Source organism: Bacillota bacterium, from assembly GCA_013178125.1.
GTDB lineage: Bacteria > Bacillota > SHA-98 > Ch115 > JABLXJ01 > JABLXL01.
Map to the genome: position 1 here is coordinate 114,733 of JABLXJ010000001.1, position 26,527 is coordinate 141,259.

Consider the following 26,527-nt stretch of genomic DNA (forward strand, 5'->3'; position numbering starts at 1 on the left):
GTAGAATTTTTTATAATGGTGTTGGTAGAAAGGGAGAGAGCACCTTATTAACGTAATCAAGGAGTTAAGGCCCAAGATGGCCTGATATGAAGGAATGGGGGTGTACCGCGAATTTGCACATCTTTGTTGTCCCATCGCCAAGCGGACTAAACCGCATTTCCTATGCAGATCAGTTGAGATGGCATATCAAACTAAGGGAATTAAAAGAAAAGGTATGCGCGCGGTGTTAGCGGCTCTCTAATTTCTTGATTTTATTTTGGCGCGCCCGGAGGGACTCGAACCCCCGACAACCAGATCCGTAGTCTGGTGCTCTAATCCAACTGAGCTACGGGCGCACTGCAACTATAATAATACTCTGCCCGGCCCAAAATGTCAAGATTTCGAATTGCCTCATCAAAAATGTGCTTGAAATCGATTCGTTGCCTCATATCAAAAATGTGCATGAAAGGAGTGAGTGACAAATGTCTAGAACCCTAGAGTACCTGTTAGGAAAGGGTGAACAACATATGCCGCTCGCTTTATGCGAAAAGCAGGCCGTAATACGGGAATTTGCGACCAAGTACAAATCCGCCGGCAAGAAGGAAAGGAGCCAGATTATCACCCAACTCATAGAGCTTACAGGATACTCGCGCTCCCACGCAGCTAGAGTCCTTAAGAGACCGCCCAAACCTGGCCGACTGCGGCAGCCTCACAGGAAACGCGGGCTGCTATATGGCCCACTGGTTATACAGGCCTTAAGAAAGGTCTGGCTTATCTTAAACTGCATCTCAGGAAAGCGCTTGGCACCGTTTATGCCTGAGATAGTCCCGATACTCGAACGTTACGGTGAATTGCAAATTGGTGATGATACAAGAAAAAAGCTACTATCCATGAGCCCAGCTACCATCGACAGGAGACTGGCTCCAGAACGGCGGCAGATGGCTACTAAGGGTCGATCTGGAACAAAGCCTGGCACATTACTTAAGCATAATATCCCTGTTAGGACCTTTGCAGAATGGAATGGCGCTGAAACTGGTTTTGTTGAGATAGATCTGGTCGCCCATGACGGTGGGAATGCCTGTGGGGAGTATGCACAGACCCTTGATGTGGTAGACGTAGCAACGAGATGGACGGAAACTCGCGCGGTGAAGAACAAGGTGCAAAGGTGGGTCTTCATGGCTCTCAATCACATCATCGCCAAGTTTCCCTTCCCCATCAGGGGGATAGACTCAGATAACGGCTCTGAGTTTATCAATGCCCACATGGTCAGGTTTTGCACCCAGAACGGCATAACATTCACTAGGTCAAGGGCCTACAAGAAAAACGACAGTTGCTATGTGGAGCAGAAAAACTGGACTACCGTGCGTAAGACAGTTGGGTATTTGCGTTATGATACTGATGCCCAGGTATGTCTCTTAAACGAGATATACGAAGTCATGCGCCTATACACCAACTACTTTCAGCCGGTGATGACGCTTACCGGAAAGGAGCGTAGGGGAAGTAAGGTCACCAAGCATTACGACATTCCTAAGACTCCTTACCAGCGGGTCATGGCTTCTCCATGCATCTCACAGGAAGCCAAAGAGCATCTAGCAAGTGAATATCAGGCCCTCAATCCTGCCAGCCTTCGACGTAAGATACTAGCATTGACAAGGCTATTACTACGATCGAGCATGCGTAACTTAGAGGGCAACGCGAAAGAACAGAGTCACGCAAGATCTGAGCATGGTACAAGTGGAATAACCCTGGCACGATACCTGTAGCTGCCTCTAGTGAAGTGATACACGGTCATCAGGATTTTATGATGGAGGAGGAATGCATGATAATGTGGCGAACTAAGCATGAAAAGGCCTTCGCGGGGTACCGGCTCTGGTTGTACCCCGCGGTACCCTTCTCTTATTCGCCCTCCCTCGTACGGAAGTCAGGGGTACCTATAAGCACATTTTCCCGTGAGGCAACGATACCCCTTTCAAGCATATTTTTACGTGAGGCAACGGGGATTTCTCCCCCACCCTGGCTCTGGCCTCACTTGACATATATCTCTGAAAGTGAGAATATAGGTATAAAAATCGCTTAAGGTATGGTAAATGGTAAATAAGGCCGCGTCGCCAGGGAGGGTAGGAGGATAGTCTAATGCTTCGAAAGCGACTTCTCGAAATTTTGCAGGATAGCGACCGCTACACCCCAGCACAGCTTGCCACGATGTTAGGTGTTACGGAGGAAGAGGTCAAGGCTACGCTCAAGGAGCTCGAGGACTCAGGGGTGATCATAAAGTACCACGCCGTGATCGACTGGGAGAAATCAGGCGAGGAGATCGTTACCGCCCTCATAGAGGTAAAGGTTACTCCCCAGCGCGAGGTCGGCTTTGACGATGTGGCCAGACGCATATACCTCTTCCCGGAGGTCAGGTCCGTTTTCTTGATATCAGGGGACTATGACCTCTCTGTCGTCATAGAGGGTAAGAGCATGCGCGAGGTTGCATTTTTTGTGGCCGAAAAACTCGCCACCATTGAGCATGTCCAGAGTACTGCAACGCACTTTGTGCTGAAGAAATATAAGCAGAACGGGGTAATAATCGGGGAGCCCGAGCAAAATCACCGCCTGGAGGTATCACCATGAACGTAGCCGCCCTTAAATCTACCCTCAAGTCTGCTGTTGGGCCTGCCAAGCCATTTGATGATAATGCATTTGATAATGATAGTGGAAGCGATCCCGATTTTGTGACTCAGATGCGTCCCGCCAGGGAACGTATTTCGCCTGTAGTCAGGTCGCTCCCACCCTCGGGGATCAGGAGGTTCTTCGATCTCGTAGCCGAAATGAAGGGTGTAGTTTCACTGGGCGTAGGCGAGCCCGATTTCGTTACGCCTCAGCATATACGCGACATGGCTATGTATTCCCTCGAGCAGGGCTATACGTCGTATACCTCCAACTACGGCATCCTCGAGCTACGCGAAGCGATCTCCGATTACCTGGAGCACTTCATCGGCAACGTGTATGACCCGCGAAGGGAGATACTCGTCACCGTCGGTGTCAGCGAGGCTGTTGATCTCGCCCTGAGGGCCATTCTGGAGCCCGGCGATGAAGTCATAATCCCGGAGCCCTGTTATGTCTCATATAAACCATGCACCGTCCTGGCGGGGGGAGTGCCGGTCGTCGTCTCCACCACAGTTCAGAATGGTTTTCAGCTGACAGCGCGCGATCTCGAACCGCACATAACCGAGCGCACCAAGGCTATTCTCCTGTGCTATCCAAATAACCCGACGGGGGCTACGCTGAGTTATGAGAACCTCGAGGGCATAGCCAGCATAGCAGCTAAGCACGACCTCCTCGTCATATCCGATGAAATATACGGTGAGCTGACATATTCAGGGAGGCATGTAAGCATAGCCTCTTTCCCGGATATGCAGGAAAGAACCATAGTCTTGAACGGCTTTTCCAAGGCGCATGCGATGACTGGGTGGCGCATCGGCTACGCAGCCGGGCCCAGCGATATCATAGCGGCTATGGTGAAAATACACCAGTACGTTGCGCTCTGCGCGCCGATAACTGCCCAAAAAGCCGCCCGTGAGGCCCTCCTTCATGGTGACCATGAAAAGGAACGCATGAAGAATCGCTACGATGAGCGCAGGAGGCTGATTGTGCGAGGGCTGAATGAGATAGGCCTGGCCTGCTTCGAGCCCAAAGGGGCATTCTATGCCTTTCCCTCGATAGCGGTCACGGGCATGTCGTCTGAGGAGTTCGCTGAGCGGCTGCTTCAGGAGGAAAAGGTAGCGGTCGTTCCGGGCAACGCCTTCGGCCAGAGCGGGGAGGGCTATGTCCGCTGCTCGTACGCGGCTTCCGTGGATAATATACTAATAGCCCTCGAAAGAATGGCTCGATTCGTGGAGCGGCACAGGAGGATCTAGCCAACATCCTCGGGCCCGAGGATGTTGGCTCGGTAAGTGTTAGTTTGTTAGCTCAGAAAGCCCGTGAGAATGGTATCGACGGCTTCCTTCTCGGTCAAGCCCATTGTCATGAGTTTAATAAGCTGATCACCGGCGATCTTGCCTATGGCCGCCTCATGGGTGAGCTCTGCCTCGGGGTGGAGGGCATGGAGCTCCGGCAGGGAGCCTATTTCCGCGGAATCCATGATGATGGAGTCGCATGCCACGTGCCCCCGGGATCGCGCCTTCCCGATGAGTGAGGCCTTGAACACCTGCTTCGAGCGATCCTGCGCCACCGACCGGGCCAGCACCTCCGCGCTCGCATCATCCCCGGCCAGCTCGACGGTGATGATGGAATCTGCACGCTGCGCGCCATGCGTGAGGAGCCTCTCGCTTATTATGAGCTTCCCGCCGGGGCCGACCCTGCCCTCAGTCGCCCGGTTTGTGCTATCTATGCCCCGGATCTGGACCAGCTCGATCTCGGCGCTGGCCCCTTCCTCCAGGGTTATGATGGTCTTGGGATTAAGGATACGGCCTCCCGTTCCCTCCCCCTGGCCGTAGTGTTTTTCAACGTAGCGGATGTGCGCGCCTTTCCTGACGATGAATTCATGGATCCCGTCGTGCTGGGCGACGCTTGCGCCCGGGTTGTGTATGCCGCAACCCGCTACGATTAGGATATCGGCACCCTCCCCGATATCGAATGTGTTATAGACGAGATCGCGCATCCCCGAAGCGGTCACAAGAACGGGGATGTGGACGGATTCGTTCTTCGTCCCGGGCTTCACGATCACATCTATGCCCGGCTTGTCTTGCTTGGAAGCGATCTCGATATTGGCGGATGACATGCGCGACAGGAGATCGCCATTCTTGCGGATGTTGTATGCGCCCTGCGGGATCCCGTGCAGGTCCGCGATGGTTTCAAGCAATTTCTCGTCAATAGTATCAAGCTCTCTGACATTATCTTCTCTGATATTATCTATAGCACTCAGCTTCATCCAGCTCCCCTCCGCACGTGGTTCTCCAGCGACAGGCGATATCATCCTCGATCATCGGCCAGATAGCCTCGACGCTCCCCCGCTCCTTGACCTCGCCTTCGGCCATAAGCAATATCTCGTCGGCCGCCCTCAGGAACTTCTCATTGTGTGTTATGACCACCGTGGTTGATGATGCGTTGGCCCTGTGCCGCCCTGCAATGACCCTGAGGAGCTGTTCGAATGTCCACAGGTCCACGCCGGCCTCGGGCTCATCGTAGATCACAAAACGCGGGTTTCGAGCCAGGAGCATAGCTATCTCGAGGCGTTTGAATTCCCCGCCCGATAGCCGGGCATCAGCCTCCCTCTCGATATAATCCCGCGGGCAGAGCCCCACGACCCTCAGCAGCCCTTCGATGTTTCTTTGATCACGGTTTGATGCTGCGATGGCGAGAAGGTCCTTCACCTTGAGCCCCTTGAACCTGGGGGGATTCTGAAACGCGTAACCGATCCCCATCAAAGCGCGTTCGGTGATATTGGCGCCGGTGATATCCCTGCCATCCAAATACAGCCGGCCGCTGGTTGGCTGGTAGATGCCCATAATCACCTTTGCCAGGGATGACTTGCCCCCGCCGTTGGGGCCGGTTATCGCATACATCTTGCCCGTCTCGAAGCTTATATTGACATTGTCCAGTATCTCGAGTTCCTCTCCCTCTCCATTGTTCGTGGCGACGGTGATATTCTCCAGCTTCAGCAACTGGTCTCCCTCCCTATCCCGCATCCCTTAGCCTTGATCCCGCGTCCCTTAGCCTCGGCCTCAACCTTAACCTCAATCTACTCAACCTACCACGTGCCTTCTCATTCGCATTCTATTGCCACGCACATTGTCATTTCCATTGTCATTCCCTCGCGCCCGATTCGCCCTTTCCGCCTAATTCGCCGGGCCTGCCACTTAACTCGGCAGGCTTGCACAGGTCAGCGAGGTTGATTGAATCGAGCGTCTCGACCATGCTGTCGCGGAGTCGAACCCACGCTTCCCTGGTCATGCAATAATCCTTGCGCTCACAGCACTCATCCACGCAATCACTCCCAACGCATTCCACGGGGGCTATAGGGCCTTCAACGGCCCTCAGAATGTCGGCCACGGAAATATCCTCTGGTGGCCTCGCAAGCGTGTAGCCGCCCTTAGCCCCGCGCACGCTCTCGACGAGCCCGGCGCCACGCAAACCCCTGAAGAGCTGCTCGAGATATTGGGAAGATATATTCTCCTTCTCCGCTATATCGCGGAGGGATACGGGCGCACCGTCCCCGGCTCGCTGCAATACTACAAGCCGGCACATGGCGCGCAGGCCATACTGTCCTCGAGTTGATATTCTCATATCGTATCGCTCCAAACCCCTGCCTGGCAACGGGCCCGACTACAATCCTACAATCGGTCGGTACCTGGCCAGGATGGCCAGTATCAGGCGCCGGAAATCCTGGAGTAGCTAAATAACTAAAATAGCTGAAAACAAGCGCCGAATCCGTTCGGATAAAACTAAATCCGTTCCGATAAATATGACTATTTTACTCAGATATCTACCACTATCAATTTATCACTCCGGCCAGGCCCTGTCAACGTAAAAATTAATAGAGCCTTTGCAAGAGGACCATGATTCCCACCCCAACTGCAACAGACAGCGCGAGGCTCCTGGTCCTTATGGCAACCAGCATAGTGGGGATAGCGGCTATGAGGTAATCATTATGTAGACTTAGATCAATGTGCCGGTGGGGCATGAGGAGGCCTGGCGCTAGCAACGCGGCAAGCACAGCACTGGGGACAAACTCCAGCCACTCCACAACCCATTGAGGCATCTTCACCCTGCTTAGGGCCACCAGCGGTAAAGCGCGGGGAACATATGTGGCTGCAAACATCCCCGCAAGTACCACTAGGAATGTCGTTTTGTCCATAGGTTCCAAAACACCCCCAGGGTGGCGCTAATCACTGTGGCTACGATTACGTTTAAGGTGTTCCACCCAAGCATTGATACGCCTAACGAGATAAACCCCGATAGCACCGCTACGAGGATAGTAGTCTTATTCTTTAGCTGTGAAATGAGAAGAGCAATAAACATCGCCGGGAGTGCAAAATCAAGACCCAGGTCTGATGCACTCCCGACCAGGGAAGAAACGGATGCCCCGACTAGCGAGGCAACCACCCACGAGAGGTAAGATGCTAGGTGCAAGCCCAGGACCGTAGAAAACCGGGGCTTCTCGCGTGAATACTGGCCGATTCCCGCTGCATAAGTCTCATCGGTGATTCCAAATGAGAGAATCGCCAGGGCGGGTATGGAAAAACGACGAAAATAGGGCACCATGGAGGCGCTGAAAAGCAGGTGCCGCAGATTCACCAGAAAAGTCGTTGAGACGATCGCGGTCGCGCCGGCGCCAGAGGTGAGCATTGCGACGGCAATGAACTGCGATGATCCCGCATATACTGCGAGAGACATGGCTGTTGCCTGAATCACAGATAACCCTGCCTGACGGGCCAGTACGCCATATGCGAATCCTATCGGAACATAACCCAGCATAATGGGGATGGCAATCTTGACCCCTGAAAGGAACCCACCAGCGACGGCCTTGGTTAGGGTAGTTAGAACTGCAGATGTAGATGTGGATGATAGCGTTGACGGCTTCGTATCAAGCTTCATATCAACTTAATTTTACCGCATCCGGGCCGGCCAGGGAAGAGATTTTTATCTCTCTTATTGCGCTTCTCCTTCTTAATCATGCTGGCCTTTCCCGCTCTTGCCGTGACCGGCGGCGCCTGCATCCTTGCCGCTATCTTTGCGACTCTCATGCTTCTCTTCTAGCTTCTGACCACCCTTATTATCATTATCGTTGCGGTCATTATCGTTGTCGTCCTCGTCATTCTTAACATTCTCTTGCTCCTGTGCCTCATTGTTGTTGTCTTCATCTATATTCTCATCTATATTCTCATCCTTTTTGGGACCTTTCTGCCATTCCTTTTTTGGACTTCCAATGACCTCACTTACCGCATGGCCGAGGGACTTTGGTTCCACGCCAAGGATCTTCGCTATCTCACCCCAGCCGAGCCCCGAGTCAGCCATGGCCATAACCTCATCCAGCGTTTTGCCAGAAGCGGACGCAAGGCTTGCGGCGATTGTGATCTCGCCCCAGCCAGCGCCTGTGGATCGAAGTTTCTGAATAGCCTCGGCCGAAAGATTAAGGTTCGGGAAAGCGGTTATTATGTTTGAGGTGAAAACAGCGTCATATGTATGAGTTGCTGTACCAGCTGCGTCATCGGACCCCTGAATTGCAAGACACGTACTCGCAACGCTCAGCATTAAGGTTAGTAAACATACCACTCCCGCCATTAAAGCCACAATTCGATTCATTTTCGCGCCTGACCTCCCCGTCCGCAGTGTTCTTTATGCTTTACTTGGCCTCGTACTTATATATTTCGGTATAACGCAACCAATCTTTAGACCAATTTTGAACTAATCCTTAAGGGCCTGAGGATCGCTGAGATCGGTACATCCCAAATGTAGGCTGGTAGCAAAACTGTTGGGGTAAACCCCACTCGACTGCTGGCAATAATATGGATGAAACTCTATATTAGAAAAAGCGATAAACAAATATGATACTCTATTGACTGGGAAAAGGTCCGCGAGATATAGTAAATATGTCTCTCAGACCCGATTTCATGCCTACTTCCTATCACAGGGAGGGTGTCCAATTATAAAGGCTTATAAGACCACTCTCGAAGGCAAAACGGAAGAGACCACATTGTTGTCTGATAAAGGGATATGGATCAATATCACGCGTCCCAGTGAAGAGGAAATCTTGAGGGTAAACAGAGAGACCAGCCTCCCCCTGGATTTTTTTACGTGCCCCCTTAGATGAAGAGGAACGTTCCAGGATCGAGGCTGATGGGGGTCGGGTCACCAGGGTATCAGTCTGGGGACCCGGGGCATGGAGTTCTACAAATTTCAAGGGATTTCGGTGGAGTCGGTGAAGATACGTCGGATCCGGTGAGAATATATTGGGGGAGCTGGGAGATATGAACCTGCGAAAAGAAGAAAACTGTGGGAAGAAGAAAAGGGTAATGTTTCTTTGTACCGGCAACTCATGTCGAAGCCAGATGGCTGAGGGGTTTGCCAGGGTATTGTTCGGGGATAACTGGGAGGTTTATAGCACAGGGATCGAGCCTGCCGGCCTCAATCGCAGGGCTATTGAGGTTATGCGTGAGGTAGGGATTGACATCTCGATGCAGACCTCGGACCCCATCGAACCTGAGCTTCTCAAAAAGATGGACCTGGTTGTGACCCTTTGTGGTGGCGCAGAGGAGAGGTGCCCTATGACACCTCCCGCGGTGAGACGCATCCACTGGCCCCTACCGGACCCCGCCAAGGCAAAGGGCCGGGAGGAGGAAATCATGGCCCAATTTCGCCGGGTAAGGGATGATATAAGAAGGCGAGTCGAGGAATTGCTGGGTCTCAGTGATTCCTGTTGTTCGGGGGAGGGGCATATGGTATAATAAAAGTACTGCTGGTGGAACAGCAGGCTCAATCCGGATTGGCCTAAGGTATCGCATCAACGACAGGGATTTCGAAGCAGAGCTTCTGATATCTGATAGCTTTAGGTTTCTGGTGGGGGGAACAATGCAACCTTTACTCGAGATCAGGGGCTTGGCAGCAGAAGGTCCGGCAAATGGTCAGGGGCTAAGTGATATAGACTTCGACCTTCACCCGAATGAAATCCATGCGATTATAGGCGAAAGTGGTAGTGGAAAGTCCACTTTTGCAAGAGTATTATCAGGTTTACATCCATATTCGGCAGGAAGCCTATGCATAAAGGGTAGAAAGATTGAAATCAGGTCACTGAAAGATGCAAGGAGGTACGGGATAAGCACTGTATACGAGGAACCCCCACTTCACCCGTTTCTCTCGGTAGAAGAGAATATATATTTGGGTTTGTTGCCGATTACTTTGCCCACCAGAATTATTTCAGCGAAAAAGCTTAGAACCGACTGTCGAAAACTTCTTGATAATTTAGAGATAGACATTAATCCTGCTAAGCTAGTCAAAGAGCTCAAATTGGGAGACAGACAACTCATCGCGATTGCGAAAGCATTAGCCTCCGACCCATCTATCTTAGTCATGGATGAACCATGTAATGGATTGGATGAAACTCAAAAGGCTAAGCTTTTTCAATTGATACGAGGATGCGCTAACAAAGGATTAGGTGTTATCTATTTATCGCAGAGATTGGAAGAAGTGCTTCAGGTAGCTAATAGGGTTAGTGTTTTAAAGAATGGAATGCTGCGCGGGACATTGTCAGCAGCCGAGGCCCAGAGACATCCCGAGAGAATATTCCGAGTCATGCTCGACAAAAATCGGAGTGTTGTTCTCGATGATGATTATATGCAGCAAATGTTGCCCGAAAAGATGGGAGGGGTGGTCGACACTTTCTTTCGTACCACAGAGCTTCTTGCGTCGGAATATGAACTTCAGGATGTTCTAAATTTTATCTCAAAAAGAGCGATGTCCATAATGAATTCAGATTCATGCGTGATTCAGATTATAGATGAGGAAACGGGGAGTATAGTCAATAGGCGTAAATATGATGAAGGTAAATCTATTGAGGTTCAACTCAAGGAAAGTTTGATAAAGACCGTGATTGAAAACGGAACTCCTTTTTACATTACCAACCTGGGTGGTAAAGATGATGCGGCTAGATATTTCATCGAAGAACCCGAAAGTTCCATCGGTGCCTTTTTATGTGTGCCCATAAAGATAAGATCCAGAATCGCTGGTGTCATAGAGGTTTTCTATACTTCTCTACACCAATTTACTCCCAGGGAAATTGAGGTCATATCGACCTTCGCTAACCAGGCAGCTCTTGCCATTGAAAATACTCGTTTACTGGGACGATCAGCCCTTTTACAGGAAGCACACCATAGAATAAAGAACAATCTTCAGTCGATAATTAGCCTACTCTCCCTCCAGCTCGATTTTATGGAATGTAAGTCTATTGAATCTGCAATCAACGATACTATATCTCGTATAAAGGCAATCGCCTTGGTACATGATTTGCTTTCCAAAGATGAAAAAGGGATAGGCGTCATCAATGTAAAGAAAATCCTGGAGACGGTGATTTCGTCCCTTAAACATCCATTTTTGGAAAGCGGTAAAGTTAATTTGATCGTATCCGGGGAGGGTTCAATGCTTTCATATAGAAAAGCGGCCTCCCTTTCGTTGGTGGTCAATGAACTTGTATCTAATTGCTTGAAGCATGCTTTCCCGGACGGAAGGGGGGGTGAGATCATCGTGAGTACGTTTGTTATGAATAATAAGTTCATAATTGAAATCCGGGATAATGGTGTAGGTCTCCCGGATGGTTTTGACTGTGCGATACATGGCAACTTGGGGCTCTCCATTGTACAAACACTGGTAAACAAGGACCTTGAAGGGGAGGTTGTTCTTACAAGGGTTTCGCCAAATTTTGGTACTTTGGCTAGAATATGTTTGCCCAAAGATTAATAGATGAATGGGCAGGTGAATTATAGATGTTCAGACGGTTAAAGGTTTTAGTTGCAGAGGACGAGTCGTTGGTCGCCATGGGGTTGAAGTCTGCTCTTAAACGCCTCGGTCATGAAGTGATAGGGCAAGCATTTGACGGTTTGGAGGCTGTTGAGATGTCTAAGCGGCTTCAACCAGAGCTTGTGCTGATGGATATTAATATGCCTAAATTAGACGGCATAGAAGCAGCGAAATTAATCAACGAGCATAATCCTATTCCCGTAATTATTATTAGTGGATATTCTCAGGCCGATTTGATAAGCAGAGCAACGGAGGCAGGGGTTTATGGGTATTTGGTAAAGCCAGTCGACAAAACGGACCTAGCTCCCGCTATAGATGTAGCTTTCGGTAGGTTCGAAGAAACGCTTAGATTTAAGCGAAGTTTAGAAGAACGGAAGCTCATTGAAAGAGCTAAGGGTGTGCTCATGGACAAAAGAGGCTTGAGGGAAAATGAAGCTATGAAGTACCTTGAAAGACAGAGCCAAAATACAAATGAGAAATTGGCGATTGTTGCAAAGAAGATATTGGAGGGGAATGATTACTAGATTTTTCCTGAAATTATGTTGAGAAAAAATTTCAGGAGAAAGAAGGAATTTGGTTTTCGCTGTAGAATATATAGGCTGTAGAATATATAGAGTGGATGCATTGTGAGGTTTTAAATTAGTTATTGAAGATATTTATTTTTGTCAGGTGATGGATGCCTGTGCGAAGGCATCCTTTTATTTTTGCGCTGTTTCTCTTAATAGCTCTGTGTCGCTCACTATAGAAAAGGTTGCTGGCTAACTTTCAATCGTTATTAAGCATAAAAATAGTGAGGTTAGTGCCCTTTCCGGAATTGAGTTTGGGGGTATTTTAAAATGTTGTCCAGAGTTATCTACATCTGGTCTATCGATACACGAGCGTAGGGAAAAGGAGTCAATTATTATGAATGATGATATTTTACTTAAAGCTGTTAATATTTTCAAATCCTTTCCTGGTGTAAAGGCTTTAGATGGTGTATCCTTAACATTACGCAAAGGTACTATTCATGCCCTTTGTGGAGAAAATGGTGCCGGAAAATCAACTTTAATGAATATTTTAATTGGGCTGTATCGAAAAGATTCGGGACATTTGTTTTATAAGGGGAAGGAGGTTGACTTTTCTCATCCAAAACAAGCTCTAGATCTAGGTATTTCTATTATTGAGCAAGAACTAGCACCAATCTATGATATGACAGTGGCAGAAAATATTTTTTTAGGACGAGAGCCCATTACTTCAGGTAAGCTTATTGATTACCCTCTTTTAAACAAAATGGCTGCAGAGCTTTTAGCTGACTTGGATGTACGTATTGACCCAACAAGAAAAATGAGATTCCTAAGTCTAGCTGAAATACAATTAGTGGAAATTGCTAAGGCGATTTCCCGAGATTCTGATGTAATTATTATGGATGAACCAACATCGGCTATTGGGGAAAAGGAAGTTGATAATTTATTCAAAGTAATTAGACGGATGAAGGATAAAGGTAAAGGAATAATCTACGTATCCCATAAATTAAAAGAGATTTTCGCAATTTCAGATGAGGTAACTATACTCCGGGATGGTAAATACATTGCTACAAAATCAATTGAAAACATCACGCCAGAAGAATTAATTACTCTCATGCTTGGGCGCAAGATTCAAGATCAGTTTATAAAAGATAGCTCTCCTCAGGGGACAACACTCCTGTCCGTTAATGGATTCTCCAAACATGGTCAATTTCATGATATTAGCTTTAACCTAAAGAAGGGTGAAGTACTCGGAGTGTTTGGTCGAAAAGGTTCAGGAAGAACTGAATTTCTTCGTACTCTTGTTGGTCTCGAAAAACCCGACAAGGGAGAAGTAGCTATCGAGGACAGAAAGGTTAAAATATCATCACCTCGAGACGCACTAAAGCTTGGAATAGCATTTGTACCGGAAGACAGGAAAGAAGAGGGTCTAGTTTTGACACGCTCCGTAAAAGAAAACTTGTCACTTTCTGCATTGGAACGATTTATAACAGGTATGTTTATTAATGATAAAAAAGAAAAAATGCGTGTAATGGACATTATTGAAAAATTTGACATAAAGACTCCGGGCTTAGAACAGATAGTGAAATACTTAAGTGGAGGAAACCAGCAGAAAGTGGCAATAGCTAGATGTATTTTAACGGGCCCCAAAATTCTGTTACTTGATGAACCGACAAGGGGCATTGATGTAGGGGCAAAGAGGGAAATCTATAAGTTTATTGTGGAGTATGTAAAAGAGGGGAATGCAGTAGTTATGGTGTCTTCTGAAATCCCAGAGATACTTGGTGTAAGTGACCGGATTGTAATTTTTAGACAGGGGACAATAGTTGGTGAGCTGAGCAAAAAAGATGCAACCCAAGAGGATTTATTACGTTTAGCCTTATAAGCATATAGTACCCAGTAACATTAAAAGGAGTGTGCTTATGAACATCTCTACTTATCATAAAGGCGAACTAAAGAAAGGTCGTACGATATTAGCGTCAGTTGTTAATAAGGATATAGGCGATAGTTTTAGAATATTTATGGCAAATTATGGAATAATTATAGTATTTATAGTATTGTGCCTTATGCTTTCTGCGATAAGCCCCTATTTTTTTACAGAAAAAAACATAATGAACGTCCTTAGGCAAACATCAATAAATGGCCTACTATCTATTGGAATGACCTTTGTCATTTTAACTGGGGGAATAGATCTTTCTGTTGGATCGATATTGGCGTTTGCTGGTATCGTTGGAGCTTCATTTTCAAGTTCTGCCTTTACTGCTTTAGGTAATCATATTTATCCAGCACAATTTTCATTTTTTATTAGCTTGCTTGTAGGCATTACCTTAGGTTTAGTCAACGGGGCCTGTATTGCGAAATGGAAAATTCCTCCCTTTGTCATGACGCTTGGTATGCTTAGTATGGCACGCGGCTTAACATATATTTACACTGACGGTATGCCTATCCCCAATATCCATAAAGACTTCCTTGTTATAGGGCAGGGTCAGATATTTTCTATTCCAGTGCCAGTTATTATCTTTATTCTTGTAACGTGTATTGCATGGGTAGTACTTTATAAAACGCGGTTTGGTCGCTATGTTTATGCTGTGGGGGGTAATGAGAAAAGTGCTAAACTTTCAGGTATTAATACGAGACAAGTCATTTTATTGGTCTATGCAATTAGTGGACTTTTATCTGCTTTAGGAGGTCTCATCCTTACGGCAAGGACAACGGCTGGGTTACCGCAAGCCGGGGTTTCTTATGAGTTGGATGCTATTGCAGCAGTAGTAATTGGTGGTACAAGCTTAAGTGGGGGGCAAGGTACTTTAGTTGGAACGTTTTTCGGAGCGTTAATTATGGGTGTTATTAATAATGGGCTGGACCTACTTGGTGTGTCATCATATTTTCAGCAGTTAATTAAAGGAGCTATAATTGTTGTCGCTGTATTACTGGATTCTTTACAAAAAGCAAGAATGAAGGAATAAAAAAGATAGAATCCGAGATAGCGGAAATTCAATTATTAAGGGGGGTGTTCAAGAAATATATTAACAATGGGCAAAGTGCTAGTAGAGAAACAATGGTTAAGGCGTATGTGTAGACAGTTTAAGACGGTAGCCATCAGAGAGACATTACAAATGTAACCAAGAAAGGTGGAAGAAGGAAATGAAGATGCCTGGAAAGCTTGCAGTAGTGTTTCTTCTTACGCTTACACTCGTGATTAGCGTATTAGGAATTGGTATTCCAGCTCAGGGAGAGGCTAAGAAAGTATATAAGATCGGTGCTGCTGTATATGGTTTAAAAGCTGAGTACATGCGCCTGTGGACACTTGCCCTTGAAAAACATCCAGCAGTAAAGAGTGGGCTTGTAAAGATAACCGTTTTTGACGGAAAGTACGATGCTTCTGTACAGCAGAGCCAGTTTGAGACGATGGTAACTCAAGGATTTGATGCAATCATTTTTGTACCGATAGATATTCAAGCCGGTGCAGCGGCTGTTGCAGTTGCTGCTAAAGCTCACATACCTGTCATTGGTTCAAATACAAGAGTAAACAGCGATCTTTTGACTTCCTATATTGGTTCCGATGATGTCCAAGCCGGCGCAATAGAGGCCGAAGCGGTATGTAAAGCAATAGGCTATAAAGGTAATGTTGTAATTATTGAAGGTCCAATTGGACAATCCGCACAGATCGAGCGAAGGAAAGGCAATCTGCAAGTAATTCAGAAATATCCGGATGTGAAAGTTCTTGAAATGAAGACAGCAAACTGGTCCAGAGCAGAGGCTTTGAGTCTTATGGAAAACTGGCTTAGTGCTTATCCAGGGAAAATAAATGGCGTCATAGGACAAAACGATGAGATGGCTCTAGGGGCAATACAGGCACTTAAAGCTGCGGGCATTGATCCAAAGACAGTACCCACTGCAGGTATCGATGGTGTTACTGATGCATTAATTGCTATAAAGAACGGCGAAATGGCGAGCTGCACTTTACAGGATGCAACAGGACAGGCTCAAGGTGCACTAGATCTTGCTCTCAGAGCATTAATTGGAGAGAGTTATAAACCTCAGGCTGAATGCTGGAAGTATATGGATTGGGGCAAGTCAATGAAAAAAGTCTATAATGTGCCATGGGTTCCTGTTACTAAGGATAATGTGGACAAACTGCTAGCGCAAAGACGGGCTGATACCAAGAAGTAATAAAAAGGTGTATGAGAAATGCCCGAAGTTATGTTACTTCTCCCCCTTCGGGCATTTCTCTAAAATGTGTGGGTAAGTGGCATCTATTATCGAGAATATCCAGGCCATTCTCTTAGCGGGGAGGCCTACCGTTCAAGCTGAAGAGGTCTCGAGTAAACAAATCAGCGAAGGAGACTTTAGTTATGGAATTTAAAGGGTTTGATAAGAACTTTGGATTAAAAAATAATGTAGCTTTGATAACAGGCGCTGCTCGGGGTATTGGTAAAGCCATTGCCACTCTTTTTGCTGAGAAGCAAGCTAATCTTATTCTTGTTGATATATTGGAGGAAGTAAAGGATGTGGCATCTTCACTTTCTAGTCTTGGTGTAAAAACCCTTCCACTAGTTGTCGATGTGAGTAATACGGCTCATATTCACAAAATGGTGGAAGATAGCATTAAGGCATTTGGACGAATTGATATCCTTGTGAACTGCGCAGGCGTGGTTTTTCTAGATGATGCAGAAAGCATCTCCGAAGATTATTGGGATAAGACAATGGCAATTAATTTAAAGGCGCCTTTTATGATCTCTCAGGCTGTAGGGAGAGAGATGATAAGACAGAAACGTGGCAAGATCATAAATATTGCATCTCAAGCTGGCATTATTGCGCTTGATAAACATGTTGCTTATTGTTCAAGCAAGGCCGCTATCATTGGAATGACAAAAGTCTTAGCATTAGAGTGGGCTGAATTCAATATTAAAGTAAATGCTGTTTCCCCTACCGTTGTTCTGACAGAGCTTGGGAAAAAGGCCTGGGCTGGCGAGGTCGGAGAGGCTATGAAGAAAAAGATTCCAGTGGGTAGATTTGGTTATCCAGAGGAAATAGCTGCAGGAGTGCTTTTTTTGGCGAGTGATGCTGCTGATATGATAACTGGGGCAAACCTTGTAATAGACGGTGGATATACTATTCAGTAGAAATGATTCCCTACTACGAAAATAGTCTTCGGCCCCATTTTCGATGCTTCGATGGTGCCGGCCGAAAGCCGGCATGGGAGACTACCCTGAAAATAATCTTGCAAAGGTCATTTTCATTCTCTACGGCGCCGTAAACGAGGCATGGGTGTCTACTCTGTTAATGGAGAGGAACTGTGTGTATAGGGTCATGAGAATTTTATGATGGACACCTGTAAATGAATGAGAGGTGTTTCCTTTGGGTATAGCCATTGGTTGCGATGATGCGGGGTTTAAACTCAAGGAGATAATAAAGGGTTATCTGGTGGAGTCGGGATATGAGGTCGAGGATTATGGCTGCTATACCGAGGATCCCGTCGATTACCCGGATATAGGCTATGCTGTGGCGGAGGGCGTGGCCTCTGGCAAACATGACCGCGGCATACTGATATGCGGTACCGGGATAGGCATGGCCATCACGGCAAACAAGGTTGCGGGGATCCGGGCGGCGGTCTGTCATGACGTTTATTCAGCGGAGCGCGCCAGGAAGAGCAACGACGCCCAGATCATGACCCTTGGAGCGCGAGTTATTGGGCCTGAGCTTGCAAAGAAGCTGGTGTCCATATGGCTTGAATCCGAGTTTGCCGGGGGCAATTCCAAGAGAAAGGTCGACAAGATAATGCAGGTGGAGGCCAGGTACTTGCGGAGGGATGTGGGCTGAGCATAGCAAATTCCGGCCGTAATATCCCTGCGAGCTTATCTAAGCTCGTTTTAGGCACTTTCAAGGAGAGCGTAGCGCAGGTTAGTGTAGCATAGGTTATTTGGAAGACATATCTCCAAGGCCAATTCAGTAGAGATTTAGAACTGGGGTGGTAGATCTTGAAGAAGTTCATAAATAACCCTGATGTGGTTGTTGACGAAATGGTCGAGGGGTTTCTTTATGCGCACGGGGATCGCATAAGGAAGCTTGATGAGGCGAGGACCCTTGTGAGGGCCGATGCGCCGGTCAAGGGGAAGGTTGGGATAGTCACGGGCGGGGGCTCGGGCCATAAACCCTCGTTTATCGGGTATATAGGCAAGGGCATGCTGGACGCCGTCGCAGTCGGGGAGATATTCACCTCGCCACCCCCTGGTGCGGTATATGAGGCCATCAAGGCCACCGACGGTGGCAAGGGGGTGCTCCTCCTGCTCGGCAACTACGCAGGGGATGTCATGAATTTTGACATGGCCGCGGAGCTTGCGAGGGGCGAGGGAATAGAGGTTGAGCAATCCATAGCAACAGACGATGTGGGCTCGGGATTCAAGGATGATAAATCAAAGAGGAGGGGCGTAGTAGGGGAGTTTCTGATCTGGAAGATGACCGGGGCGATGGCTGAGCGCGGGGAGGGCTTATCTGAGGTTAAGAGGATAGCGGATAAGGTCAACCAGAACACCCGGACGATGGGGGTTGCGATATCCCCGTGCACTGTGCCCGCCGCAGGGAGGCCAACCTTTACGCTTGCAGATGATGAGATGGAGGTTGGGGTCGGCCACCACGGGGAGCCGGGGCTTAAGAGGGAGGAGCTAAGACCCGTGGATGAGATAGTGGATATGCTTTGTGCCGAGGTCATTCCCGATCTTCCATTTGAGGCTGGCGACGAGGTTGTAACGTTGATCAACGGCCTTGGAGCAACGCCCCAGCTCGAGCTCTACATAGCAAATAGGCGGCTCTTCAAGAACGTAACGGATAAGGGGATAAGGATATACAGGGCGCTTGTAGGGGAGTTTTTCACCGCCCTCGAGATGGCGGGATTCTCCATCACCCTGTGCAGGCTCGATGATGAACTGAAGGAGCTGCTTGATGCTGAGGCATATACCCCGTATTTCACTCAGGCCGGGAGATAAGGTTCAGGGGATCGGGAGAAAAATGAGCATGGAGGCGCAAATGGGAGAGATGTGCATGGGCAACACGGGTGAGGTCGCGAAGATTACGAGTAAAGATGTGCTAGCCGCAATTTACAGGATATGCGATGCGGTTGAGGAGAATAAGGCATATCTCTGTGAGCTCGATGCCGCCCTGGGTGACGGGGATCACGGGGTGAGCATGTCCAAGAGCTTCCGGGCCGTGAGGGATAAGCTCCCGTCCCTTGAGGGGAAGGATGTGGGGGCCATCCTGAAGGCGGTGGGCATGGCGCTCATCTCTACAGTGGGAGGGGCCATGGGCCCGCTTTTCGGGAGCGCGTTCTTGAAGGCTGGGGAGAGGGCGGCCGGCAAGCAAGAGATAGGGCTGGATGACATAGTTGATATGTTCATTGCGGGTGAGGAGGCCATAGTAGCGCGGGGCAAGGCGAAGGTGGGGGATAAGACTCTTCTCGATACGGTGCATCCGGCGGTTGAGGCTATAAAGGAAGCGAGGGCGCGTGGATTATCGCTTGTTGAGGCCTTGAGAGAGGCTACTAAGGCTGCGGAGCTGGGCATGAAATCAACCGTAGGCATGATAGCCAGGGTGGGGCGGGCGAGCAGGCTGGGGGAGAGGACGATAGGCCACCAGGATCCGGGGGCGACGTCCGCGTATATCATTATAAAGGCTGCGGCGGGATTTGCTGATTAAGAGCATTATTCGATACTTCCAGGGCGAGAGATGATGTTGCTGCTCTGCCGCACTTCAAGAATGAGAGGTTTGGTCAGCTTATGGGGGGCGCCCAGCTCTTCGCCTACCTAATCCAGGTGGATATCTGGTTAAGGGAATACAGGGTGCTGGTTCGTTGAGTGGGTTAGAGTTAGGCCGGTGGGCTAGAGTCCACCGGCCTAACTCTAAGTAGGCCGAAGTTAGCTCGCCAAGTCTAATGCCAGGGCGGCCCGATGAATCTCCTCTTAGGCGAAGGCATCGGTTAAAACGCGTGGGGCTGTCTCATATTGGCTCGGGTGGGGTGGATCATAGTTTCATCCTTCTCAGGATTCTCGGCATGACTTTGACGTACTTCTGTCTAGCAGAGTTAAAAAGGTTGTAACCACCCACGCTGCGCGATATAATAAGTGTAACACCGATTAGCCCTCCCGATGATCCGTTCTGATGATCCGTCTCTTGGAAGGAGGAGCGGGATGGTTACGGACGCCGTGGCCCAGTTGAAGACGTTTTCGCCTTTACACCGGAGCTATATCGTTGCGGTGCTAACGGAAATCTTGCAGCATTACAGGGATAATCTCTCTGGCCTGGCGATTTTTGGTTCATACGCACGTAGGGAAAACCGCAAAAATTCTGACCTTGATCTCTTGATCATCCTTCAGGAGGCGCCGCGGCGCCGGGAGCGTTTGGTGGAGTTTATCGATGAGATCGAGCTGAAACACGAGCATCTAGCCCAGCGTCTCTATGATGAGGAAGATATCCTTTGCGAGTTATCGCCGTATATTTTACGGGAGGCGGAAGCTCTCAGGGTACAACCTATCTACTTTGACCTCGTCTCTCACCATGTCGTTGTAAGTGATCCTAAGGGGATAGTAGCGCGTATTATTGCGTCGATGTGGGCTCTCCTACGAGATGTAGGAGCACATCGAGTCAGGCGCAACAATACCTGGGAATGGCAAACTAGGAGGTTCCTAGGGGGGATAAAGTTATGAGAATTGACGAGCTCACTTCGGCTTATCTTGAAAAGGCCGGGGTTAGAATGGAGGGTCTATATTTTTTTAGAGACCGCGGGGCCTATTCTGATGTGGTGAGGGACGCGCAAAGCGTGGTAGAGCTATCTCTAAAAGCAGTGTTGAGGGCTATCGGCGTTGAGGTGCCGAAGATACATGATGTTGGTAGGACATTGGAAAGCAACAGAGACTTACTACCAGTTCAAATTGTTGCCAACCTACCGGAGATCAAGAGCATCTCCAAGAGGCTCCGAAAAGAACGTGAACTGAGCTTCTACGGGGCGGAGGATTTCATTCCGACGGAGGAATATGATCTGACTGATGCCGAGCAGGCAATCAAGGATGCAAGCTTTGTGTTACAGGTTGTGCGGCAGGTATTGCTGGGAAAGCCGGTGGACTCTAGCCCACCGGCCTAACTCTAACTCTAACTCTAACTCTAACTCTAATTTTAACTCTAACTCAACGAACCAACACCCTGTATTCCCTCAACCAGATATCCACCTGGATTAGGTAGGCGAAGAGCTGGGCGCCCCCCATAAGCTGACCAAACCACGTAGGACCGAATCCGGGCCCGCCCGACCGGGCGATGGCGCGGACGGCGTCCACATTGACCAACTGGAGCAGGGGCGAGGCGGGGTCATTAAAGATATCCAGGAGCCGGTCGCGAACGGCCGCAAGGTAAGCGGGATTGTGCGTCTTAGGATACGGGCTCTTGCGCCGCCCCAGTACGTCATGGGGCAGCACGCCCGAGAGCGCCCGCCTCAGGATTCCTTTCCCCTGATGATCGCAACTCTTCATTGCCCAGGGGATATTCCAGGCGTACTCAACCAGGCGGTGGTCGCAATAAGGGACACGGACCTCGAGGCCGGCAGCCATGCTCATGCGATCCTTGCGGTCGAGGAGAGTGGGCATGAATCGCGTGATATTCAGGTATACCATTTCGCGCATGCGCGCTTCCATAGGCTCTTCACCTGGGAGGCGGGGCACTTCTGCTATGGCCTCCCTGTAGCGCTGAGCCATGTATTCCTCGGGCTTGATCAGCTCGATCAAGTCGGGCGAGAGCAGGCGTGTTCGCTCCCTTGCCGCTCGAGCCCATGGGAATGTGCCGGCGGCCAGGGCCTCCGGGTTGTGAAACCAGGGGTAGCCTCCGAATATCTCGTCAGCGCATTCGCCTGATAGGGCGACGGTAGCCTCCCTTTTTACCTCGCGGGAGAATAAATAGAGAGACGCGTCTACATCCGCCATACCGGGCAGGTCTCGCGCCCGGACGGCCGCCTCCAGGCCCTCTACCAACTCGGGCGTGTCGATTGTGACGGTGCGGTGGCTCGTGCCAAGGAAGCTCGAGACGCGCCGCACCCACGGGGAGTCGGAGTTGGGCTGGAATTCGCTGGGCTGAAAATAGAGATCATTGCCGGCATAATCCACCGAGTAGGTGTGTGGCGGACCGAGTCCGGCCCGCCGGAATGCGCCGGCGGTGAAGGCCGTCACAGCGCTCGAGTCCAGGCCGCCTGAAAGCAGCGTGCAGATGGGGACGTCGGCTACGAGCTGCCGTTCGACCGCGTCCTGTAAGAGCTCACGCACCCTGGCGGCAGTAGTATCCAGGTCATCCGTGTGGGGCCTGCTTTCCAGGACCCAGTAGCGGTAATCGTGAATCCCGTTCTGGTCATATAGGATATAGTGGCCGGGCTTCACCTCGTGGACGTCCCGGAAAACCCCGTGACCTGGGGTGCGGGCGGGACCCATGGCCAACACCTCGGCCAGCCCCTCTGCGTCAACCTCCGGCTGGACCAGGGGATGGGTGAGCAAGGCTTTTAGCTCAGAGCCGAATAAAAAGGCGCTGCCGCGTCGGGCGTAGAATAGGGGTTTGACCCCAAGGCGGTCCCGGACGATGAACAGCTTCTGGCCGGCCTCATCCCAGATGGCGAAGGCGAATATACCGTTGAGGCGTTCCAGGCATTTCGTCCCCCATTCCATGAATGCAACTAGGAGCGCTTCGGTATCAGAGCGACTCCGAAAGGAATGCCCGCGCGCCTCTAGCTCCCGCCGCAGCTCAGAGGTGTTGTAGAGCTCGCCATTATAGGTTATGATGTAGGTTTTATTCCCATTCTGGCGGATCATTGGTTGGTACCCGCCCTCCGGGTCAACCACGATCAGGCGGCGGTGGGCCAGGGCTGCGCGCGGTGATATCCAGGCCCCGGCAGCGTCCGGTCCCCGGGAGGATAACGTCCTGCTCATCGCCTCGAGGATGGAATGTTGTTGGGAGAGATCCCTTTCCCAGTCTACCCAACCTGCGATCCCGCACATTTCAGTTCATCCCTCCAGCTCCAGAACATAACAAACCATAATGACCGTGATAATAGAACACAATAAAAACGGCCCCCACTTCTCTCAGAGGTAGGCGCCGTTGCCACAATTAGAAGATGCCTCATTGCACCTTCTTGGACTTCTAATCTTAGGATATGCAATACGCTGGTAATGTTGCCAGTCCAGGCGCTTCCGTGGCTCAGGTCATAACCCTTGTGATGGGCAACGATGCTGGTGGCAGGCATCGTTCCCGACGGACGATGCTGATGGCAAGCACTGTTCCCGATGGACAATGCTGGTGGCAGACATCGTGTGGGATGGATGAAGCTGACATTGGATACTTTCTTATCCCAGACCTTATGCGCGCTGAGATAATTTTGGATGGAAGCTTGTGCATTTGTGACACAAGTGATAAAATAGAAAAAGATGGTTATTCAGGGAAGATGCTTTCGTACCGATGCCGCAGAGGAATTCCCATCTTTCCTTTCTGTAATGTATGCAGATAGACAGGCCCGTGAGGATTCCTTGGGATGAATCCTGTTTCATGGAGGGGTGTATAGAGTGCTAGATGGGACTAGAAAGGAAAAAGCGGCGAGGCTGCTCGCTGACGATGCCAGGGACGAACATGCTGCTATTGTGCAGTATCTTCGCCATGCCTGGGCTTTTCAAGATGAGGGCTTGAGGGCAAAACTCGAGGGTATAGCTAGAGACGAGATGTGGCATTTTGACTGGCTATCGGAGAAGATCGTGGAGCTTGGTGGCAAGCCTTCCTCCGAGAGGAGCAGGATCGAGGTCGGAGGCGTCCTGCTGGATTTGATTGATGTGGACATAAAGGCAGAAGAGGCGGCGATAGCTCAATATCAGAAGCATTTATCCGAAATCGATGATGAAGGGATCAAGCTCCTGATTCGGAAGATAATCTCCGACGAAACGAGACACCGGGAAACCTTCAAGAAGATCAAGGAATTGCTCGAGGGGCCGGGAGCTTCGAGTGCAGCGATAGTCGTGGAGGCGGCGCCGGCCGGAGGCACCGGTGATGATGGGCCGGCTGACCTTCTCGGAAGGCTCGACCAGGGTGTCAGGCATGAATATACCGTGATACTTAAATACCTGATGCAATCCTATGCTTCGGGTGACTGCGAAGCCGGGCATGAGATATGGGAATCCGCAATTGACGAGATGAAGCATCTCGGCTGGCTCGCTGAGAGCCTGGTGGAACACGGAGGAGTGCCGAAGGTAGAACACACGCCCCTGGGAGAGGTCGAAGTGCTGGAGAAGGCCCTGAGCGAGAATCTCCAGGAGGAAGAAAAAGTCATCGCCCAATATGGTGGTAATATTGCATCGCTAGAAGATCCCGAGTTCAAGGCGCTTTTTGAGAAACTCAGGCTGGATGAGGTTCAGCATCAATATGTTTTCAATGAAATCCTGGAGAAATTGAAGCTGTCAAAGGCTGAAGTAAATGCCATTGAGCGGTCTTGAGGGATGCTCTGTATGTCGGGCGCAGGGATAATTAGGATGATACCTGACCGGTACCTAGCTGATAAAGGCGCCAGATACACAAAAAGCATATTGGAGGGAGAAGAACATGGCAAAGTGGCGCTGCACCGTATGTGGTTTCGTTTTTGACGGGGATAACCCGCCTGAAAGGTGTCCCAAATGTGGGGCGCCCGCAGAGAAGTTCGAGAAGGTGGATGATGAGAAAGCCGGGTTGATAGAAAGGTCGCGCCTCTCAAACTACCTCCATCAAAAGCTCTTTACTCTGCTCGAGGAGGTCAAGACCGTCGGGGAGCAGGGAATCGTGGATAACCTCGACCCAGGCTGTGTCAAAATCTTTACGGAAGCCCGTGAAAACGCGAAAACCATCCAGCAGATGATCAAGGCCGAGATCCAGACTCACATTCAAAAGGGTAAGTGGGGTTAAACCTCGGGGAAAGTATCCTCCTTTGGCCTTGGCTGGGGGGGTCTTATCAAGGAATTGAGGCTCCTGCAAAGGGCTGTCTTCGTCGTAGATCGAAATGATGTAGTTCGCTATGTGGAGTACGTCAAGGAAATGACCAACCAGCCTGATTATGATGCCGCGCTAGGCGCCGTAAGAGACGCGGTTGGGCTCCAATAACTCGTGCCGCAGCTATGAGCTTCTAGGCCCGCCCCTGCGCGGGCCTTTCACATATGTGGGAGGGAGAGATTCAATGATGAGATATATTATAGTGGGTGGCGGTGTTGCTGGTGTCAATGCTGCGAAAGTGCTGCGCGACGAGGACTCGGAGGGCGATATAACTATCATCTCAGGCGAACCGCGGCTCCCGTATCTGCGACCGCAGTTTATTGACGAAAGTAGCTGGGAGGGATTGGTGTCCGGCCCCCTGCAGGATAAAAGCTCTATCCTCCTGAAGGAATGCTACCGGGAGCGTCGAATTTTTAAATCATCGGTAAAGAATTCCGGATAGTAGGAAATCAAGGTTGACGGGGGTAAAAGGAAAGACAAAAAAGGAAAAGGAGTATCAGCGAATGGGGAAACTTGAAGGCGTCATCTGTCCCCTTGTTACCCCGCTGGATGAGGAGGAGAGGGTTGATGAGTGGGATGTCAGGAGCCTGGTCGAGCATGTGATCGGTGGCGGGGTCTCGGTGATCTTCCCGCTGGGCAGCATGGGAGAGGGCATACTGCTTGCTGAGGAAGAAAAAGGGCGTTTGGTCGAAATCGTTGTAGATCAGGCGCGGGGTAGGGTGCCGGTGATGGTTGGCGTCGCCGATACCTCGACGGAGAGGATTATCAGGAACGCCAAGCGCGCCAGGGCTTTGGGCGCTGATGGAATTGTGATTTCGGCACCCTGCTATTTCGGGATCGGGAGGCAGGAGGAGGTAGTCGATTTTCACAGGAGGGTCCTGGATAGCGTTGACCTGCCTGCGCTGCTTTACTACCTGCCGGGCCGCACCCACACCTTTATGACGATCGATACCATCGTTGAGCTCAGTGAAGACCCGCGCGTCCTCGGAATCAAGGATAGCTGCGGTGACTTCACGTTTTTCCGGCGTCTCGTGGCCGCCATGGAGGGGAGGGAGGACTTCTCGGTTTTCCAGGGTAACGAGTGGGTGTTCGATGCATCGCTCTTGGTTGGCGCCGACGGGATTGCCCCGGGGGTTTCGAGCCTGGTGCCACGCCTCTGCCATGAGCTCTTTATTGCGGGGAAGTCCGGCGATATCAGCGAGGCTCGAAGGCTGCAGGTAAAGCTACTGAGAATCTTTGATATCTATGGCGCAAATGCAGAGACGTGGGCCGCGGGCATGAAGGAGGCTCTGAGAGCGGCGGGCATATGCAAGACGGCCAATCCCGCGAGGCCCTTTGTCGCACTGGATGATGCCGGGCTCAGGGGGGTGCGGGACGTCCTTGAGCGTGAGGGAATACTCGAAAGCCAGCAGTTATAGGGCGTGATGTGTGGGCCGTGAGCTATGCGAGCTCACGCTGCCTGTAAAAAACTTAGCGTTACAAGGTCGCGCAATTCGCTCTTGACACGAGTTTGCCCTTCT

At 50.0% G+C, this 26,527-nt stretch carries 28 protein-coding genes and 1 tRNA gene; 21 read left to right on the forward strand and 8 right to left on the reverse strand.

All coding sequences use genetic code 11. The features are described from left to right. Nucleotides 1-257: 257 nt before the first annotated feature. A tRNA-Arg gene (locus tag HPY71_00555) sits at nt 258-335 on the reverse strand. Nucleotides 336-506: 171 nt separating this feature from the next. On the opposite strand from HPY71_00555, the gene HPY71_00560 reads away from it, so the two are divergent. The 3 genes from HPY71_00560 to HPY71_00570 all read left to right on the forward strand — a co-directional run bounded on the left by HPY71_00560 (nt 507) and on the right by HPY71_00570 (nt 3,884). Next, nucleotides 507-1,742: a transposase family protein gene (locus HPY71_00560; protein ID NPV52000.1), complete on the forward strand. Its 1,236-nt coding sequence runs from the start codon at nt 507-509 to the stop codon at nt 1,740-1,742. A gap of 370 nt (nt 1,743-2,112) precedes the next feature. Continuing rightward, nucleotides 2,113-2,598: an Lrp/AsnC family transcriptional regulator gene (locus tag HPY71_00565; protein NPV52001.1), complete on the forward strand. Its 486-nt coding sequence runs from the start codon at nt 2,113-2,115 to the stop codon at nt 2,596-2,598. Between the two features lie 110 nt (nt 2,599-2,708). Then, the gene (locus tag HPY71_00570; protein NPV52002.1) at nt 2,709-3,884 is read left to right on the forward strand and encodes an aminotransferase class I/II-fold pyridoxal phosphate-dependent enzyme; all 1,176 of its coding nucleotides are present in this window, start codon (nt 2,709-2,711) and stop codon (nt 3,882-3,884) included. 47 nt (nt 3,885-3,931) lie between these two features. Here HPY71_00570 and HPY71_00575 read toward each other — a convergent pair whose 3' ends face one another. From HPY71_00575 to HPY71_00600, 6 genes are all read right to left on the reverse strand, one after another. After that, on the reverse strand, nt 3,932-4,897 hold the full coding sequence (locus HPY71_00575) for a SufD family Fe-S cluster assembly protein (protein ID NPV52003.1): 966 nt from the start codon (nt 4,895-4,897) through the stop codon (nt 3,932-3,934). Beyond that, nucleotides 4,875-5,630: an ATP-binding cassette domain-containing protein gene (locus HPY71_00580; protein NPV52004.1), complete on the reverse strand. Its 756-nt coding sequence runs from the start codon at nt 5,628-5,630 to the stop codon at nt 4,875-4,877. The genes HPY71_00575 and HPY71_00580 overlap by 23 nt, the downstream gene beginning before the upstream one ends. A gap of 142 nt (nt 5,631-5,772) precedes the next feature. Continuing rightward, a complete protein-coding gene (locus tag HPY71_00585; GenBank protein ID NPV52005.1) occupies nt 5,773-6,252 on the reverse strand; it encodes an Rrf2 family transcriptional regulator in 480 nt (159 codons plus the stop codon). A gap of 247 nt (nt 6,253-6,499) precedes the next feature. Next, a complete protein-coding gene (locus tag HPY71_00590; GenBank protein NPV52006.1) occupies nt 6,500-6,823 on the reverse strand; it encodes an AzlD domain-containing protein in 324 nt (107 codons plus the stop codon). Continuing rightward, nucleotides 6,802-7,563, reverse strand: coding sequence for an AzlC family ABC transporter permease (locus HPY71_00595; protein NPV52007.1), 762 nt, complete (start codon nt 7,561-7,563; stop codon nt 6,802-6,804). Before HPY71_00595 ends, HPY71_00590 begins: the two co-directional genes overlap by 22 nt. A 72-nt stretch (nt 7,564-7,635) precedes the next feature. After that, on the reverse strand, nt 7,636-8,271 hold the full coding sequence (locus HPY71_00600) for a hypothetical protein (protein ID NPV52008.1): 636 nt from the start codon (nt 8,269-8,271) through the stop codon (nt 7,636-7,638). A gap of 504 nt (nt 8,272-8,775) precedes the next feature. Here HPY71_00600 and HPY71_00605 point away from each other — a divergent pair. From HPY71_00605 to HPY71_00665, 13 genes are all read left to right on the forward strand, one after another. Continuing rightward, nucleotides 8,776-8,940 carry a hypothetical protein gene (locus HPY71_00605; protein NPV52009.1) on the forward strand — a complete coding sequence of 55 codons (165 nt, stop codon included), beginning with the start codon at nt 8,776-8,778 and terminating at the stop codon, nt 8,938-8,940. After that, complete coding sequence (arsC, locus tag HPY71_00610) at nt 8,937-9,413, forward strand: arsenate reductase (thioredoxin) (GenBank protein NPV52010.1); 477 nt, start codon at nt 8,937-8,939, stop codon at nt 9,411-9,413. Before HPY71_00605 ends, arsC begins: the two co-directional genes overlap by 4 nt. Then, entirely contained in the window at nt 9,376-11,418 is a 2,043-nt protein-coding gene (locus tag HPY71_00615; GenBank protein ID NPV52011.1) for an ATP-binding cassette domain-containing protein, read from the forward strand. The genes arsC and HPY71_00615 overlap by 38 nt, the downstream gene beginning before the upstream one ends. A gap of 26 nt (nt 11,419-11,444) precedes the next feature. Continuing rightward, nucleotides 11,445-12,002, forward strand: a complete 558-nt coding sequence (locus tag HPY71_00620) for a response regulator (protein NPV52012.1) — start codon at nt 11,445-11,447, stop codon at nt 12,000-12,002. 379 nt (nt 12,003-12,381) lie between these two features. Then, nucleotides 12,382-13,866: a sugar ABC transporter ATP-binding protein gene (locus tag HPY71_00625; GenBank protein ID NPV52013.1), complete on the forward strand. Its 1,485-nt coding sequence runs from the start codon at nt 12,382-12,384 to the stop codon at nt 13,864-13,866. Between the two features lie 37 nt (nt 13,867-13,903). Next, nucleotides 13,904-14,947, forward strand: coding sequence for an ABC transporter permease (locus HPY71_00630; protein ID NPV52014.1), 1,044 nt, complete (start codon nt 13,904-13,906; stop codon nt 14,945-14,947). Nucleotides 14,948-15,125: 178 nt separating this feature from the next. Further along, a complete protein-coding gene (locus HPY71_00635) occupies nt 15,126-16,154 on the forward strand; it encodes a substrate-binding domain-containing protein (protein ID NPV52015.1) in 1,029 nt (342 codons plus the stop codon). A gap of 182 nt (nt 16,155-16,336) precedes the next feature. Next, nucleotides 16,337-17,107 (forward strand): D-threitol dehydrogenase, encoded by a 771-nt coding sequence (locus tag HPY71_00640; protein NPV52016.1) that lies wholly within the window; start codon nt 16,337-16,339, stop codon nt 17,105-17,107. Nucleotides 17,108-17,342: 235 nt separating this feature from the next. After that, nucleotides 17,343-17,804 carry a ribose 5-phosphate isomerase B gene (gene rpiB / locus HPY71_00645; GenBank protein NPV52017.1) on the forward strand — a complete coding sequence of 154 codons (462 nt, stop codon included), beginning with the start codon at nt 17,343-17,345 and terminating at the stop codon, nt 17,802-17,804. A gap of 158 nt (nt 17,805-17,962) precedes the next feature. Further along, nucleotides 17,963-18,967: a dihydroxyacetone kinase subunit DhaK gene (gene dhaK, locus HPY71_00650; GenBank protein NPV52018.1), complete on the forward strand. Its 1,005-nt coding sequence runs from the start codon at nt 17,963-17,965 to the stop codon at nt 18,965-18,967. A 55-nt stretch (nt 18,968-19,022) separates the two neighbouring features. Next, nucleotides 19,023-19,673 (forward strand): dihydroxyacetone kinase subunit L, encoded by a 651-nt coding sequence (gene dhaL / locus HPY71_00655; protein NPV52019.1) that lies wholly within the window; start codon nt 19,023-19,025, stop codon nt 19,671-19,673. A gap of 491 nt (nt 19,674-20,164) precedes the next feature. Continuing rightward, entirely contained in the window at nt 20,165-20,680 is a 516-nt protein-coding gene (locus tag HPY71_00660; protein ID NPV52020.1) for a nucleotidyltransferase domain-containing protein, read from the forward strand. Further along, nucleotides 20,677-21,114: a HEPN domain-containing protein gene (locus tag HPY71_00665; GenBank protein ID NPV52021.1), complete on the forward strand. Its 438-nt coding sequence runs from the start codon at nt 20,677-20,679 to the stop codon at nt 21,112-21,114. The genes HPY71_00660 and HPY71_00665 overlap by 4 nt, the downstream gene beginning before the upstream one ends. A gap of 43 nt (nt 21,115-21,157) precedes the next feature. On the opposite strand, the gene asnB is transcribed toward HPY71_00665, so the two are convergent. Then, nucleotides 21,158-23,002 carry an asparagine synthase (glutamine-hydrolyzing) gene (gene asnB / locus HPY71_00670; GenBank protein NPV52022.1) on the reverse strand — a complete coding sequence of 615 codons (1,845 nt, stop codon included), beginning with the start codon at nt 23,000-23,002 and terminating at the stop codon, nt 21,158-21,160. 561 nt (nt 23,003-23,563) lie between these two features. Between asnB and HPY71_00675 the strand changes: the two genes are divergently transcribed. The 5 genes from HPY71_00675 to HPY71_00695 all read left to right on the forward strand — a co-directional run bounded on the left by HPY71_00675 (nt 23,564) and on the right by HPY71_00695 (nt 26,425). After that, nucleotides 23,564-24,481 carry a hypothetical protein gene (locus HPY71_00675; GenBank protein NPV52023.1) on the forward strand — a complete coding sequence of 306 codons (918 nt, stop codon included), beginning with the start codon at nt 23,564-23,566 and terminating at the stop codon, nt 24,479-24,481. A 106-nt stretch (nt 24,482-24,587) separates the two neighbouring features. Further along, the gene (locus tag HPY71_00680) at nt 24,588-24,923 is read left to right on the forward strand and encodes a rubredoxin (GenBank protein NPV52024.1); all 336 of its coding nucleotides are present in this window, start codon (nt 24,588-24,590) and stop codon (nt 24,921-24,923) included. A gap of 54 nt (nt 24,924-24,977) precedes the next feature. Continuing rightward, entirely contained in the window at nt 24,978-25,118 is a 141-nt protein-coding gene (locus HPY71_00685) for a hypothetical protein (GenBank protein ID NPV52025.1), read from the forward strand. A gap of 73 nt (nt 25,119-25,191) precedes the next feature. Further along, the gene (locus tag HPY71_00690) at nt 25,192-25,449 is read left to right on the forward strand and encodes an NAD(P)/FAD-dependent oxidoreductase (GenBank protein ID NPV52026.1); all 258 of its coding nucleotides are present in this window, start codon (nt 25,192-25,194) and stop codon (nt 25,447-25,449) included. A gap of 61 nt (nt 25,450-25,510) precedes the next feature. After that, on the forward strand, nt 25,511-26,425 hold the full coding sequence (locus HPY71_00695) for a dihydrodipicolinate synthase family protein (protein NPV52027.1): 915 nt from the start codon (nt 25,511-25,513) through the stop codon (nt 26,423-26,425). The last annotated feature ends 102 nt before the right edge of the window (nt 26,426-26,527 follow it).

Coding starts and splice junctions, on each gene's coding strand:
- HPY71_00560 (NPV52000.1), top strand. CDS start 507: ATGCCGCTCGCTTTATGCGAAAAGCAGGCCGTAATACGGGAATTTGCG.
- HPY71_00565 (NPV52001.1), top strand. CDS start 2,113: ATGCTTCGAAAGCGACTTCTCGAAATTTTGCAGGATAGCGACCGCTAC.
- HPY71_00570 (NPV52002.1), top strand. CDS start 2,709: ATGCGTCCCGCCAGGGAACGTATTTCGCCTGTAGTCAGGTCGCTCCCA.
- HPY71_00575 (NPV52003.1), bottom strand. CDS start 4,897: ATGAAGCTGAGTGCTATAGATAATATCAGAGAAGATAATGTCAGAGAG.
- HPY71_00585 (NPV52005.1), bottom strand. CDS start 6,252: ATGAGAATATCAACTCGAGGACAGTATGGCCTGCGCGCCATGTGCCGG.
- HPY71_00590 (NPV52006.1), bottom strand. CDS start 6,823: ATGGACAAAACGACATTCCTAGTGGTACTTGCGGGGATGTTTGCAGCC.
- HPY71_00595 (NPV52007.1), bottom strand. CDS start 7,563: ATGAAGCTTGATACGAAGCCGTCAACGCTATCATCCACATCTACATCT.
- HPY71_00600 (NPV52008.1), bottom strand. CDS start 8,271: ATGAATCGAATTGTGGCTTTAATGGCGGGAGTGGTATGTTTACTAACC.
- HPY71_00605 (NPV52009.1), top strand. CDS start 8,776: ATGAAGAGGAACGTTCCAGGATCGAGGCTGATGGGGGTCGGGTCACCA.
- arsC (NPV52010.1), top strand. CDS start 8,937: ATGAACCTGCGAAAAGAAGAAAACTGTGGGAAGAAGAAAAGGGTAATG.
- HPY71_00620 (NPV52012.1), top strand. CDS start 11,445: ATGTTCAGACGGTTAAAGGTTTTAGTTGCAGAGGACGAGTCGTTGGTC.
- HPY71_00625 (NPV52013.1), top strand. CDS start 12,382: ATGAATGATGATATTTTACTTAAAGCTGTTAATATTTTCAAATCCTTT.
- HPY71_00630 (NPV52014.1), top strand. CDS start 13,904: ATGAACATCTCTACTTATCATAAAGGCGAACTAAAGAAAGGTCGTACG.
- HPY71_00635 (NPV52015.1), top strand. CDS start 15,126: ATGAAGATGCCTGGAAAGCTTGCAGTAGTGTTTCTTCTTACGCTTACA.
- HPY71_00640 (NPV52016.1), top strand. CDS start 16,337: ATGGAATTTAAAGGGTTTGATAAGAACTTTGGATTAAAAAATAATGTA.
- dhaL (NPV52019.1), top strand. CDS start 19,023: ATGGGCAACACGGGTGAGGTCGCGAAGATTACGAGTAAAGATGTGCTA.
- HPY71_00660 (NPV52020.1), top strand. CDS start 20,165: ATGGTTACGGACGCCGTGGCCCAGTTGAAGACGTTTTCGCCTTTACAC.
- HPY71_00665 (NPV52021.1), top strand. CDS start 20,677: ATGAGAATTGACGAGCTCACTTCGGCTTATCTTGAAAAGGCCGGGGTT.
- asnB (NPV52022.1), bottom strand. CDS start 23,002: ATGTGCGGGATCGCAGGTTGGGTAGACTGGGAAAGGGATCTCTCCCAA.
- HPY71_00680 (NPV52024.1), top strand. CDS start 24,588: ATGGCAAAGTGGCGCTGCACCGTATGTGGTTTCGTTTTTGACGGGGAT.
- HPY71_00690 (NPV52026.1), top strand. CDS start 25,192: ATGATGAGATATATTATAGTGGGTGGCGGTGTTGCTGGTGTCAATGCT.
- HPY71_00695 (NPV52027.1), top strand. CDS start 25,511: ATGGGGAAACTTGAAGGCGTCATCTGTCCCCTTGTTACCCCGCTGGAT.